10 protein-coding genes and 1 pseudogene are annotated in these 13,057 nt (G+C 62.4%); 2 read left to right on the top strand and 9 right to left on the bottom strand.

Annotated elements, in window-relative coordinates:
* The first annotated feature begins 86 nt into the window (after positions 1–86).
* Both gltX and gltA read left to right on the top strand, forming a co-directional pair.
* Positions 87–1,511 carry a glutamate--tRNA ligase gene (gene gltX / locus EJ075_RS27530; RefSeq protein ID WP_126106487.1) on the top strand — a complete coding sequence of 475 codons (1,425 nt, stop codon included), beginning with the start codon at positions 87–89 and terminating at the stop codon, positions 1,509–1,511.
* 181 nt (positions 1,512–1,692) lie between these two features.
* Entirely contained in the window at positions 1,693–3,021 is a 1,329-nt protein-coding gene (gltA, locus tag EJ075_RS27525) for a citrate synthase (protein ID WP_095485242.1), read from the top strand.
* A 54-nt stretch (positions 3,022–3,075) separates the two neighbouring features.
* On the opposite strand, the gene lpxB is transcribed toward gltA, so the two are convergent.
* The 9 genes and pseudogenes from lpxB to EJ075_RS27475 all read right to left on the bottom strand — a co-directional run.
* Positions 3,076–4,242 carry a lipid-A-disaccharide synthase gene (gene lpxB, locus EJ075_RS27520; protein ID WP_126106486.1) on the bottom strand — a complete coding sequence of 389 codons (1,167 nt, stop codon included), beginning with the start codon at positions 4,240–4,242 and terminating at the stop codon, positions 3,076–3,078.
* A complete protein-coding gene (lpxI, locus tag EJ075_RS27515) occupies positions 4,232–5,134 on the bottom strand; it encodes a UDP-2,3-diacylglucosamine diphosphatase LpxI (protein WP_164547198.1) in 903 nt (300 codons plus the stop codon). Before lpxI ends, lpxB begins: the two co-directional genes overlap by 11 nt.
* The gene (gene lpxA / locus EJ075_RS27510) at positions 5,121–5,954 is read right to left on the bottom strand and encodes an acyl-ACP--UDP-N-acetylglucosamine O-acyltransferase (protein ID WP_126107484.1); all 834 of its coding nucleotides are present in this window, start codon (positions 5,952–5,954) and stop codon (positions 5,121–5,123) included. The genes lpxI and lpxA overlap by 14 nt, the downstream gene beginning before the upstream one ends.
* A gap of 13 nt (positions 5,955–5,967) precedes the next feature.
* Entirely contained in the window at positions 5,968–6,435 is a 468-nt protein-coding gene (gene fabZ / locus EJ075_RS27505; RefSeq protein WP_095485245.1) for a 3-hydroxyacyl-ACP dehydratase FabZ, read from the bottom strand.
* On the bottom strand, positions 6,428–7,486 hold the full coding sequence (gene lpxD / locus EJ075_RS27500) for a UDP-3-O-(3-hydroxymyristoyl)glucosamine N-acyltransferase (RefSeq protein WP_126106484.1): 1,059 nt from the start codon (positions 7,484–7,486) through the stop codon (positions 6,428–6,430). Before lpxD ends, fabZ begins: the two co-directional genes overlap by 8 nt.
* Before the next feature lie 179 nt (positions 7,487–7,665).
* Positions 7,666–10,038 (bottom strand): outer membrane protein assembly factor BamA, encoded by a 2,373-nt coding sequence (bamA, locus tag EJ075_RS27490; protein WP_126106483.1) that lies wholly within the window; start codon positions 10,036–10,038, stop codon positions 7,666–7,668.
* A 217-nt stretch (positions 10,039–10,255) separates the two neighbouring features.
* Entirely contained in the window at positions 10,256–11,398 is a 1,143-nt protein-coding gene (rseP, locus tag EJ075_RS27485) for an RIP metalloprotease RseP (RefSeq protein WP_126106482.1), read from the bottom strand.
* Positions 11,399–11,500: 102 nt separating this feature from the next.
* Positions 11,501–12,316, bottom strand: coding sequence for a phosphatidate cytidylyltransferase (locus tag EJ075_RS27480; RefSeq protein ID WP_126106481.1), 816 nt, complete (start codon positions 12,314–12,316; stop codon positions 11,501–11,503).
* Positions 12,313–13,056, bottom strand: a pseudogene (locus tag EJ075_RS27475) (isoprenyl transferase); the annotation flags it as partial. The pseudogene EJ075_RS27475 and the gene EJ075_RS27480, both read right to left, overlap by 4 nt.
* Between the last annotated feature and the right edge of the window lies 1 nt (position 13,057).

Raw genomic sequence — 13,057 nt, 5'->3', positions numbered from 1 at the left:
GCCCTTGACCTCCTATGCTACATGAACGCGCGACGCGCGAAAGTCCGCGCAACCACATCGGTTTCCTGCACTTGCCCGAGAGTTCCATGTCCGACAAGGTCGTCACCCGTTTTGCCCCGTCGCCCACCGGCTTCCTGCATATTGGCGGGGCCCGGACGGCGCTGTTCAACTGGCTGTATTCGAAACACACCGGCGGCAAGATGCTGCTGCGCATTGAAGACACCGATCGTGAGCGTTCGACCGATGCGGCAACCGCCGCCATTCTCGAGGGGCTCTCCTGGCTCGGCCTCACCTGGGACGGCGAGCCGGTATCGCAGTTCGAGCGCGCGCCGCGCCACCGCGCTGTCGCCGAGGAGCTGGTACGCCTCGGCAAGGCCTATTACTGCTATGCGACGCCGGCTGAGCTGGAGGCGATGCGTGAGAGCGCGCGGGCCAAGGGGCTGCCTCCCCGCTATGACGGCCGCTGGCGCGATCGCGACCCGTCGGAGGCGCCGGCCGGCGCCAAGGGCGCCATCCGCATCAAGGCGCCGGCCGACGGCGAGACGGTGGTGCATGACCTCGTGCAGGGCGATGTCCGCTTTCCCAACAAGGATCTCGACGATTTCATCATCCTGCGCTCGGACGGCAATCCGACCTATATGCATGCCGTCGTCGTCGACGACCATGACATGGGCATCACCCACATCATCCGCGGCGACGACCATCTGACCAATGCCGCCCGCCAGATGGTGATCTATCGAGCCATGGGCTGGGACGTGCCGTCGATGTCGCATATCCCGCTGATCCATGGCGCCGACGGCGCCAAGCTGTCGAAGCGGCACGGGGCCCTCGGCGTCGAAGCCTATCGTGCCATGGGCTATCTGCCCGAAGCACTGCTCAACTACCTGGCGCGGCTCGGCTGGAGCCACGGCGACGACGAAATCATGTCGATCGCCGACATGATTGCGTGGTTCGACATCGGCGACGTCAACAAGGGAGCCGCCCGCTTCGACTTCGCCAAGCTCGAGGCGCTGAACGGCGTGCACATGCGCCGCATGAACGACGCCGAATTGCTCGATATCTTCATCGCCACCTTGCCCTATCTCGAAGGCGGCCCGGCGATCGCCGCGCGCCTCGACGACACGCGCAAGGCGCAGTTGCTTGCCGCCCTGCCCGGCCTGAAGGAGCGCGCCAAGACGCTGGTTGAGCTGGCCGACGGTGCCGCCTTCCTGTTTGCCGAGCGCCCGCTGCCGATCGACGAGAAGGCGGCTGCATTGCTCGGCGGTGAGGCGCGCGAGATCCTGCGGGGCGCGCACGTGGCGCTGAAGACGATTTCAGGCGACTGGACGGCCGAAGCGGCGGAAGCCGCGATCCGCGAATATGCGCTGGCCGGCGGCCATAAGCTCGGCGCCGTGGCCCAACCTTTGCGTGCCGCGCTCACCGGCAAGAGCACCTCGCCCGGCGTGTTCGACGTGCTTGCCGTGCTTGGCCGCGAGGAAAGCCTGGCGCGCGTCGCGGATCAAATCGATTAGCAAAACTGGCCCAAGAAGATTGGCATTGAAAGGTGGGTTTCGCAGTGCAACATTAGGTCTTGGCCCAATTTGGCACGCAAATCCAATTGCGGGCGCAAACGCGCGGACTCCGATCCTTTCGACGTGTTGCGTTGCAGATATTTCGCCTTTGCCGGCATGAGAAAACCAAAAGGAGTTTGCAATGTCCGAAGCTGCGACAAAAATGGAATTTGGCGGCAAAACCCAGGCGTCGACTGCAAAACTTGAGTTCGGCGGCAAAACTCACGAACTCAAGGTGCGAAGCGGCTCGGTCGGACCTGATGTCATCGATATCGGCTCGCTTTACAGCACCACCGGGGCCTTCACCTACGATCCCGGCTTCACGTCGACGGCAAGCTGCGAGTCGGAGATCACTTTCATCGACGGCGATGCCGGCATCCTTTTGCATCGCGGCTATCCCATCGACCAGCTGGCCGAGCATGGCGACTTCCTCGAAGTCTGCTATCTCTTGCTCTACGGCGAATTGCCGACCAAGGCGCAGAAGGACGATTTCGACTACCGGGTGACGCGCCACACCATGGTGCATGAGCAGATGTCGCGCTTCTTCACCGGCTTTCGCCGCGACGCGCACCCGATGGCGGTGATGTGCGGCGTGGTCGGCGCGCTGTCGGCCTTCTATCACGATTCCACCGACATCTCGGACCCGTATCAGCGCATGGTCGCATCGATGCGGCTGATCGCGAAAATGCCGACGATCGCGGCGATGGCCTACAAATATCACATCGGCCAGCCCTTCATTTACCCGAAGAACGAGCTGAATTTCGCGGCCAACTTCCTGCATATGTGCTTTGCCGTGCCGTGCGAGGAATACAAGATCAACCCGGTGCTGGCCCGCGCGATGGAGCGCATCTTTATCCTGCACGCCGATCACGAGCAGAACGCCTCGACATCGACCGTCCGCCTCGCCGGCTCGTCGGGCGCCAATCCGTTTGCCTGCATCGCAGCCGGCATCGCCTGCCTGTGGGGACCGGCCCATGGCGGCGCCAACGAGGCGGCCTTGAACATGCTGGGCGAGATCGGCCATGTCGACCACATCCCGGAATTCATCGCCCGCGCCAAAGACAAGAACGACCCGTTCCGGCTGATGGGTTTTGGCCACCGCGTCTACAAGAACTACGATCCGCGCGCCAAGATCATGCAGAAGACCGCACATGAGGTTCTGGGCGAACTCGGCATCAAGGACGATCCGCTGCTCGACATCGCCATGGAGCTGGAAAAGATCGCGCTGACCGACTCCTATTTCATTGAGAAGAAGCTCTATCCGAACGTCGATTTCTATTCCGGCATCACGCTGAAGGCGCTGGGCTTCCCCACCACCATGTTCACGGTGCTGTTCGCAGTCGCCCGCACCGTCGGCTGGATCGCGCAGTGGAAAGAGATGATCGAGGATCCGCACCAGAAGATCGGCCGCCCGCGCCAGCTCTATACAGGTGCGCCGGAACGCGATTACGTGCCGATTGCGAAGCGGTAAAAAGAAAAAGTGAGTAGTGAGTAGTAAATAGGAATTTTCTTCACTACTCACTACTCACCCGTTGATGTACTTCATCACGACCCCCGCTGCGATGTCGCCCGAAGGTCTGTCGACGGCCATGCGTCTGGCCACCTCGGCAAAACCGTCCTTCTGCCATGCGCGATAGGGGGTGTCGGAAAACAGCGCCTCCAACTGCCGCGCCAGATAACGCGGCCGCACATATTCGTTGTAGTTTTCCGGCACGACCGGACGGTCGGCGATGAGATTTGGCAAGGCGGCGCTCCATACGGTGATCAGGCGCTGGGCCATCCGCATGACCGGATCGAGCCGGTAGCAGGAGATCATCGGCACACCCGACAGCGCCAACTCCAGCGACACCGTTCCCGATGCGATCAGCGCCGCATCGGCCTTGCCGAAGGCCTGCCATTTGCGCTCGGGATCAAGGATGATCTCCGGCTTCTCGTCCCAGCTTGCGACCGAAGCCCTGACCAGGTCGGCGACATGCGGCACCGTCGGCAACAGCAGGCGTAAGCGGTGTCCGCGCGCGCGCAGGATCGAGATCGTCTTGCCGAATGGGCCGACCAGCCGTCGCACCTCGCCGCGACGCGAGCCGGGCAGCACAAGCAGTGTCTTCACACGATCGTCGGACAGATCGCGCGGCAGGCTTTGCGCCTTGGCAGCGCCGAGCACGCCCGGATCATGTGTGAGGCGATGGCCGACATAGGTGCCGGGCGGACCGCCGAGGCGTGCGAGCTCCTTCACTTCGAAAGGCAGGATGCAGAGGATATGGTCGACATACGGTTTCATCGCCACCGCCCTGCCCGGTCGCCACGCCCAGACGCTCGGGCAGACATAGTGAACGATCGGGATCGTCGGATCGGCGGCGCGAACCTTCTTCGCCACGCGCAGCGAAAAATCCGGGCTGTCGATGGTGACGAGACAGTCGGGCTTTCCACCAGCGACCGCGCTGGCCGTCTGGCTGATCCGCCGCATCAGGCGCGGCAGGTCGCGCAGGATGGCGCTCAAGCCCATCAGCGCGATCTCGCCGCCGTCGAAGAGCGGCGTGAGGCCGAGCGCCTGCAAATGGCGGCCGCCGATGCCGACGAGCCGGACCTCGCGGCCGGTCGCGCGCTTGAGCGCCTCCACGATGTCGGCACCAAGCAGATCGCCGGATTCCTCGCCGGCAACGATGGCGATCTTCAGCGGTTTGTCAGTCGCCATGCGCCGGCTCCGCAGCGGGCAGGCCAATCACGAACAGGCCGAGCGCATTGGCGCGTGCGACGACGGTGGGGCCTTCAAGAACCAGCGAGCGGCCGGCTTCGACGGCAATGCCGGCAAGTCCGGCGGCATGCGCCGCCTCGATCGTCTGTGGGCCGATGGAGGGCAGGTCCGCGCGCAACTCCTGGCCGGGCTTGGCGCATTTGACCAGGACGCCGCGCGTTCTGCCGGCAAGTCTGCCATGGCCGCGCAACTGCCTTGTTCGATCAAGCAATCCATCGGTGCCCTCGACGCCTTCCAGCGCGATGGCGCGGCCGCCGATCGCGACAGCTGCCTGGCCGATATCCAGCGCGCCGATGGCCTTTGCCGCCGCATGCGCCGCTTCGATGTCGCGCCAGTCGGATTTGCGCGGCGCTGCCTTGGTCAACGTCCCTTCGGCCGCGACCAGTTCCGGCACGATCTCATGGGCGCCGACGACCTTGACCCCACGCGCCTCCAGAGCCCGCGTCAAAACCTTTAACAGACCGTCGTCACCACGGGCAAGCGCCATGACCACCGACGGCGCCACAGCCAGCAAGCCGAGGCTCGGGCGCATGTCGATCAGTCTCGGCCGGCGCCTGATCTCGCCGGCAAGGACGAGATGGCTGATCCGTCGACGCCTCAGTAACGAAGCCAGCGAACCGATGTCTTCCAGAGCGAGGCTCTCATGCTCGTAGCCGCTGAGGTCGGACTTGCGGTCGACTTCGCCCTCGATCAGGATAATGACGGGCGGGTAGCCTTGTCCGGCCAGACTGATCGCAACTTCGACCGGCAAACTGCCGCCGCCGGCGATGATGCCGACCCTGGCATCTGGCGCAAGATCAAGGCCCGTCCGGGTGGCCTCAATCTTCGTCATCTGCATCGTCGCCGTCGCCACCCCTAAGCGACGGGACGGCATAGTGCCGTTTGCCGCGACTGGCGATGAAATCGATGATTTTCATGGCGGTCGGTGACGAGGCGAATTCCGCCTTGGCGAACTCGACGTTTTCGCCGACGGTTCGGGAGCGATCGAAGATCGTCCTGTAGGCCTTTCGCAGCGTATGGATCTCGGAGCGCGGCAGGCCGGCGCGCTTCAGGCCGATGATGTTGAGGCCGCGAAGTTTGGCGCGATTGCCGACGGCGATGGCGTAGGGAATGACATCGCCGACGATTGCCGAGCAACCGCCGAGAAAGGCGTTGTCGCCGACGCGGACAAACTGATGAACGGCGGTGAGGCCACCGATATAGACGTTGTCGCCGATCTCGCAATGGCCGCCCAACGTCGCTCCATTGGCGAAGGTGGCGTTATTGCCGACGATGCAGTCATGGGCGATGTGGGCGTAGGCAAGGAAGTTGCCATTGTCGCCGATCGTCGTCTCGCCGCGGCTGGAATCGGTGCCGAGATGCATGGTCACGCCTTCGCGGATCGTGCAGTTCTCACCGATGACCAGCGTGGTGCGGCCGCCCTTGTGCTTGGTGTTCTGCGGCGGCGCGCCCAGTGTCGCCATCGGATAGACCTTGGTCGACGCCCCGACGGTGGTCGCGCCCATTACCGAGATATGGCTGACCAGTTCGACGCGGTCGCCGATCACTGCGTCGGCGCTGATGTGGCAGAACGGCCCGATGCGGACGCCTTCGCCGATTTTAGCGCCTGCCTCGATGACCGAAGATGGATGGATCACTGTCTGGATTTTCATAAGCATTCGATCGTCAGTCGCTCGTAACCATCATCGCCGAGATCTCGGCTTCCGCGGCCTTGACGCCGTCGACCAGAGCCTCGCAGGCGAATTTGAGAAGGTTGCCGCGTTTCTTGATTTTCTTCACATGGATCTTCAACTGGTCGCCGGGAACGACCGGTTTGCGGAATTTGGCGTTGTCGATGGTCAGGAAATAGACCAGCGACGGTTTTTCGGTGCCAAGGCTGCGGATGCAGATGGCGCCGGCCGTCTGCGCCATCGCCTCGACGATCAGCACGCCGGGCATAACCGGCTGGTCCGGGAAATGACCCTGAAAATGCGGCTCGTTTATGGTCACGTTCTTGATGCCGATAGCGGACTCGTCGCCATCGATGTCGATAATGCGGTCGATCATCAGGAACGGATAGCGATGCGGCAGGAGCTTCATCAGCCCCAATATGTCGACCGCCTCGAGCGTCGTCGCCGCCACCATCTCAGCTATTCCCTCCGTCGCCGGATTTGCGCGCCCTGGCCAGTCTTCGCAGGGCCGCGATCTCCCGCATGGCTTCCGCCATCGGCTGTGCCGGATACCCTCCCCAAATCTCGCCCGCAGGGACGTTGCTCATGAACCCGCTTCTTGCGGCAAGCTTGGCCCCTGTCCCTATGGTCAGGTGATCCGCAAGGCCGACACCGCCACCCATGGTGACGTTGTCGCCCACCGTTACGGAACCGGAAATACCCGAAAGACCGGCGATTATGCAGTTGCGGCCGATGCGGACGTTATGGGCGATCTGCACCAGATTGTCGATCTTGGTGCCCTGGCCGATGATCGTGTCGGACATGGCGCCACGATCGACCGTGGTGTTCGAGCCGATCTCGACATCGTCCTGGATAACGACCCGGCCGATTTGCGGGACGCGCTCCGGGCCCTTGGCGCCGGCCACGAAGCCAAAACCGTCCTGACCGATGCGGGCGCCGCCATGGATGATGACGCGGTTGCCGATCAGGGCGTATTGGATGCTGGCGCCCGGACCGACATAGCCATCGCGGCCGAACTGGCAGGAGGGACCGATAACGGCATGAGGAGCAATGACGCTTCCGCTGCCGATAGAAGCGCGGGGGCCGATGATCGCGCCGGCCTCGATGATCGCGCCGGCCTCAATGTGCGCCGAAGGATCGATATGGGCATGCGGTGAGATACCGGTTTCTCCGGTCATCGGCGCCGGTGTGGCGGCAGCCGGGAAAAGAAGGCGTCCGACCATCGCGAAAGCCTGTTGCGGGCGCGGATGGACCAGAACCGCGACACCCGCCGGCGCCTTGCCGGCAAATTCGGCGGGACAGAGGACTGCCGCCGCCCGCAGCGATTGCATCAGCGCGAAGTTGCGTCTGCCGTCGACGAAGACAAGGGCATGCTCGCCGCCTTCGCTCGCCGGTGCCAAGGCTTCGATCGATATGTCGGACTGGCCGGAATCGACAAGCACCGAGCCGGTCAGATTCGCGACTTCGCCAGCCGTATACCGGCGTGAGGGCGCGAAGAACACCGGATCGGTCATTCCAGAAGCTATATCCAGCTAGCGTATGACCCGGAAAATCGGAATCGATTTTCGCTGGGGATCATGCGCAAAATCAAAGTGCTACAGCGTTCTTTGCGCGTCCAAGAGGACGCGCGGCGCTGTAGTGTCGGATCACTCTCTTCCGGGCCCCAACGGCCCGGAAACATCGTTGCCGCCGATCAGAAGCGGGTCGATATGCCGAAGTTGAATTCCTGCACGTCGTCGGTGTCTTCCTTGAGGACCGGGATCGCATAGTCGATGCGGATCGGGCCGAACGGCGACGCCCACATCAGACCAACGCCGACCGAGGCGCGCCACTGCATGTCGGTTGTCGATTGATCGACCAAATCAGCACTGACCTTGCTGCCATAGAGCGTTGCCGCATCGGCGAAGACCGCGCCGCGCAGGCCGAAGCTCTCCGGAATGACCGGCATTGGGAACTGGGCTTCCGCCGAGGCGTTGAAATAGGTGGTGCCGCCGAGATGGTCATCAAATCCGTCCGAGTCGACGGGGCCGATGCCGCCATAGGCAAAGCCGCGGATCATGCGGTCACTGCTCTGGAAATGATCGAAGATGCGCAGATCGCCGCCGCCAAAGCCTTGGACGTGGCCTGCCCCGCCCGAAACCAAGCCGACCAGATCAAGCTGCTCCGACAATGTCTGGTAGACGCTGCCACGCGCCGTCACCTTGACGAACTTGGCGTCACCGCCGAGCCCGGCCACCTCCGTGGTGACATTGGCGTAGATGCCCTCATGCGGGTTCTTCATGTCGTCGATGGTGTTGTAGACCAGGCCGAGACTGACCGACGACTTGAGCCACGGGCTTTCCTGAATACCTTCAAAGATTGCCTCAGAGACGTCGCAGCCGGCGTCGGGCTCGCCATCATTGTCAACATCGCAGTCGTCATCGAGCTTATACTTCTCCTGCGAGATATTATACGCCAGCTGCGTCGAGATGTTGTCGGTGATCGGCAGGCCGAAGCGCACTGTCGCGCCTATCGTCTCGCTCTCGTATTCGTCATAGTTCCTGGTCCGGTTGAAGACATCGAAACCGGCAGCGATACGCCGCCCAAGGAAATAGGGCTCGGTGAAGGAGAAGCTGTAGTCGCGCGAATTCTTGCCGCCGCCCGCCGATAACTTGATGAACTGGCCGCGCCCGAGGAAGTTGCGCTCGGTGATCGAGCCTTCGATGGACGGGCCTGACGTGTCGCCACCGGTCGAATAGCCGGCGCCAACCGAGAACTCGCCGGTCGATTTCTCGACCACGTCGACCACGAGCACCACCTGGTCTGGCTCAGAGCCGGGCACGGTGGAAACCTCGACTTTTTCAAAGTAATCGAGCGCTTCCAGCCGCTTCTTCGCGCGCTGGATGAGAACCTGGTTGAAGGCATCGCCCTCACTGACGTCGAATTCGCGACGAATGACATAGTCGCGTGTCCGGTCGTTGCCGCGAATCTCGATGCGTTCGACATAGGCCTTGGTGCCTTGGTCGATCGTATAGACCACCGAAATGGTGTGGTTCTCGAAATTGCGGTCGCCGCGCGGCGTCACCTGAGCGAAGGCATAGCCGGAACCGGCAACCTTCTCGGTCAGCGCGATGATGGTGTCTTCAACGTTCTTGGCGTTGTAGACATCGCCCTTGTGGGTCTCGACCACCGACTGCAGCGACGCACCGTCGACCTCGGGAATGGTGCTCTCGACGCTGACATCGCCGAATGTGTAGCGATCTCCTTCCTGCACGGTGATGGTCACCGTGTACTTATTGGTGGTCTCGTCGAGCTCGCCGACCGCGGAAACGACCTGGAAGTCGGCATAGCCGTGATTGTAATAGAAACGGCGCAGCAGCTCCTGATCGGCGCGCAGCTTGTCGTCGTCATAGACGTCGTCGCGCAGCACGAACGAGAGGAAGGTCGAGCGCTTGGTCGAGATGACGTCGGACAGGCGACGGCTTGAATAGGCGCTGTTACCGACGAAATTGACCGCGGCGATCTGCGTGCGGCCGCCTTCGTTGATGTTGAAGACCACGTTCACGCGGTTGTCGCCGAGATCCATGATCTGGGTGGTCACGGCGGCGTCGTCGCGACCGATACGCCTGTAGGCGGCCTTGACCGCCTCGACATCGGCATCGAGCGCCTGCTGCGAGAATGTTCCGCGCGGCTTCAACTGAACCGCGGCCGCAAGGGCGTTGTCCTTGAGCTTCTTGTTGCCCTGGAACAGCACCTGGTTCACGACCTGATATTCGGAAACCTTGACGACCAGCGACGAACCGACCTGGTTGATCTGGACGTCCGAGAACAGCCCGGTGCCGAACAGCGCCTTGACCGCATCGTCGATATCGGCGCTGGAAAAGGCCTTGCCGGGCTTGATTGTGATGTAGTTGCGGATCGTGTCGGCGTCGACACGCTGATTGCCGCTGACTTCAACTCTTGAGACAACAGCGGCCTCGGCCGCCGATGTGGCAACGAATTGCACTGCGAGCGCACCTGGCACGACCAGAGCGGCGGACAGGGCCACCGCGGACGCGGCGCTCAAAAACTTGGATGCTGCCTTCATCGGGCTTTTGTACCTTTTCTCGAAGTCCCCACGGCGAGAAAACCGGACGTGCGGTAATTTCCCCTACCGTATTAACCGGATTTTCCCTACACGCAAGGCTCCTGGTTAATTTGTATTTACTTAACCCTGTTGCGTGGCTTTCGCGTCACGCATATCCCCACGCATGGTAAACGGCGTCTCAACGTTGGCTGTGCCGAAGCCAAATTTCTTCATGATTTCAGCACCCAAACAGATCGTTCCAGAAAACGAACCCCATGAAGCCCAACACGAGCATGAAGCCAGCCCTATAGCCCATCTCCATCATCCGCTCCGACACCGGTCGCCGAATGACGGCCTCCACGCCGTAGAACAAGAGATGGCCGCCGTCGAGGGGGGGAATCGGCAAAAGGTTGAGAATGCCGATGCCGACCGACAGCAGCGCGACAAGTTGCACAAGCCAGTCGAAGCCCAATTTTGCCGCCTGCCCCGACATCTTTGCGATCTTGATTGGGCCGCCCAGCTGGCATTTGTCTTCGCGCCCGACGACGAAACGCTGCAGGAACTGACCGGTGCGCTGAATGATGTATCCCGTCTCCTCGACCGCCGCCCCTACCGCTTCGATCGGGTTGTAAGTGACTAGCCTGGGTTGGCCAAATTCCTGATTGTTGACGACGCCGATCACGGCCACTTTGACCTTGTTGCCCAGCCCATCTTGCTGCTCCATCAGCTCCGGCGTCGCCGTGGCAGTGATCTCCTTGCCGTCGCGCAGCATGACGAAGGTGATGGCATCGCCGCCGCGGCCCGAAACCAGGCGCTGGACGTCGGAGAAAGTCTGGACCTTGCTGCCGTTGACGCTGACGAATCGGTCACCAGGCAGGATGCCAGCCCTGGCCGCAGGACTGCCGGCGGTGACTTCAGCCACCATCGGCTCCATCACAGGGCGGCCATAGGCGGAAAACAGCACCGCAAAGACGGCAATCGTCAGCAGGAAGTTGAACAACGGGCCGGCCACCACAGTCGCCGCGCGCTTCCAGACCGGCTGCGTGTGAAAGGCAATCTTGCGTTCGGCATTGGTCAGCGATTCGAGCTCCTCCGAGCTGGGCTGGCTCGATGTGGCATTCATGTCGCCGACGAATTTGACATAGCCGCCAAGCGGAATGGCGCAGAGTTTCCAGCGTGTGCCATGGCTGTCATTGAAGCCGAAGAGTTCCGGGCCGAAGCCAATCGAAAAGGCCTTTACGCCGATGCCGCACCAGCGGCCGACGAGGTAATGGCCCATCTCGTGGACGAACACGACCACGGTCAGCACGAACAGGAAAGGCACCAGCGTGCCGAGGAAAAAGCCCTCCGTGCTGAAAACCGCGTGAAGAATCTCGTTCAACTCATGTCCTCAAATTCGTCCGCAGCACGCTCGTACCGCGACTGTGACATCAATCCAGGCGAATCCATGGCGCATCCTGCGCAAGTCAAGACACAATGCCGATCAAGCTGGAAACAGCCCCTGCGCCGGATGGTCGGCGGTCGCCGAAATCCAGCCGATGACGTACAGGGCGAAGGCCGCCGCGACAAGCCCGTCGACCCGGTCCATGACACCGCCATGGCCAGGTATCAGCGTGCCCGAATCCTTGCGGTCGTGGCGGCGCTTCACCCATGATTCGAAAAGGTCGCCGGCCTGGGCGACGATCGAAAGCACGAGCGCAACGACGCCGAGCACTGCGAGATTGCCGGCTCCGGCCGCTGCGGCCAAAAGCAGCCCGGCAACCACGCCGCCGACCGCGCCGCCGAGTGCCCCGCTCTGCGTCTTGCCGGGCGAGATCGACGGCGCCAGTTTCGGACCGCCGACAGCGCGGCCGACGAAATAGGCTGATATGTCGGTCGCCCAAACCACCGCGAACAGGAAAAGAATGGCGACGAGGCCGGGATGATCGCCGTCGCGTAAAAGAGCAAGCGACAGGCCAGAAATGGCGGCATAGGCAAGGCCGGACGGGTCCCATTGTCCCGTTTGGCGCATCGAACCCACGACCACGGTGACAACGACCATCACTGCCACAAGAAGCAGCAGCCAGGACGCAGGCAGGCCGGCGACCAAGGCGACGACGAAGACCAGAAGCAGCGCATCCGGCAGAAGACCAAGACCCGTCGCGGCGACCGGGCGGCACATTCGCGTCCATTCATAGAAGATCAGGATCGACATGGCGGCGCAAAGCAACCGGAAAGGCAGTCCGCCGAGCCAGGTCAGACCAAGCGTGACGACGGCAAGCACGATGGCGGAAATAATACGAAGCTGGAGGTTGCTCATCCCTTGGCCGTCACGGCGACGTCTTGAGCGCCAAGCCCGCCGAAACGGCGCTCGCGGCCAGCGAAATCGCGCAATGCGTCGGCCAAATGCTCGCGGCTGAAATCGGGCCAGTAGCAAGGCAGGAAGACGAGCTCGCTATAGGCCGCCTGCCACAGAAGGAAATTCGACAGCCTAAGCTCGCCGCTGGTGCGGATGACCAGTTCAGGGTCCGGAATACCCTGGGTATCGAGAGAGCCGGCAAAGGATTCGGCCGTGATCGCCTCGCTGTCGAGCTCGCCGCGCGCCACCGCCGAGGCAAGCTTGCGCGCCGTGCGCACGATCTCGTCACGCCCGCCATAGTTGAAGGCGATGACCAGGGTCAGCGCCTCGTTGCGCATGGTCAGCGTTTCGGCCTCTTCAAGCAGGGTCCTGATATCAGGCTGCAACCCTGCCCTGTCGCCGATGATCCTGACCCTCACGCCGCTCTGGTGCAGTTCGGCGAGATCGCGGCGGATGAAGATTTTCAAGAGACCCATCAGGTCGCTGACTTCCGACTTCGGTCGCGACCAGTTTTCCGACGAGAAAGCGTAGACGGTCAGGAAGGAGATGCCGAGGCCAGGAGCGGCGCGTACCGTGTTGCGTAGCGCCTCGACGCCGGCACGATGCCCGGCAAGCCGCGGCATGCCGCGCGCTTTGGCCCAGCGTCCGTTTCCGTCCATGATGATCGCGACATGCGCGGGGCTTGTCATAGTTTCGCTTTCG

It is taken from the genome of Mesorhizobium sp. M6A.T.Cr.TU.016.01.1.1, from assembly GCF_003952585.1.
GTDB classification, from domain to species: Bacteria; Pseudomonadota; Alphaproteobacteria; order Rhizobiales; family Rhizobiaceae; genus Mesorhizobium; species Mesorhizobium mediterraneum.
The sequence above is the reverse complement of the archived record's forward strand: the minus strand, read 5'-3'. Positions and strand labels throughout refer to the sequence as shown.

Bases quoted from the DNA above. Each gene is read 5' to 3' on its own strand.
- gltX (WP_126106487.1), top strand. From the start codon at position 87: ATGTCCGACAAGGTCGTCACCCGTTTTGCCCCGTCGCCCACCGGCTTC.
- gltA (WP_095485242.1), top strand. From the start codon at position 1,693: ATGTCCGAAGCTGCGACAAAAATGGAATTTGGCGGCAAAACCCAGGCG.
- lpxB (WP_126106486.1), bottom strand. From the start codon at position 4,242: ATGGCGACTGACAAACCGCTGAAGATCGCCATCGTTGCCGGCGAGGAA.
- lpxI (WP_164547198.1), bottom strand. From the start codon at position 5,134: ATGACGAAGATTGAGGCCACCCGGACGGGCCTTGATCTTGCGCCAGAT.
- lpxA (WP_126107484.1), bottom strand. From the start codon at position 5,954: ATGAAAATCCAGACAGTGATCCATCCATCTTCGGTCATCGAGGCAGGC.
- lpxD (WP_126106484.1), bottom strand. From the start codon at position 7,486: ATGACCGATCCGGTGTTCTTCGCGCCCTCACGCCGGTATACGGCTGGC.
- bamA (WP_126106483.1), bottom strand. From the start codon at position 10,038: ATGAAGGCAGCATCCAAGTTTTTGAGCGCCGCGTCCGCGGTGGCCCTG.
- EJ075_RS27480 (WP_126106481.1), bottom strand. From the start codon at position 12,316: ATGAGCAACCTCCAGCTTCGTATTATTTCCGCCATCGTGCTTGCCGTC.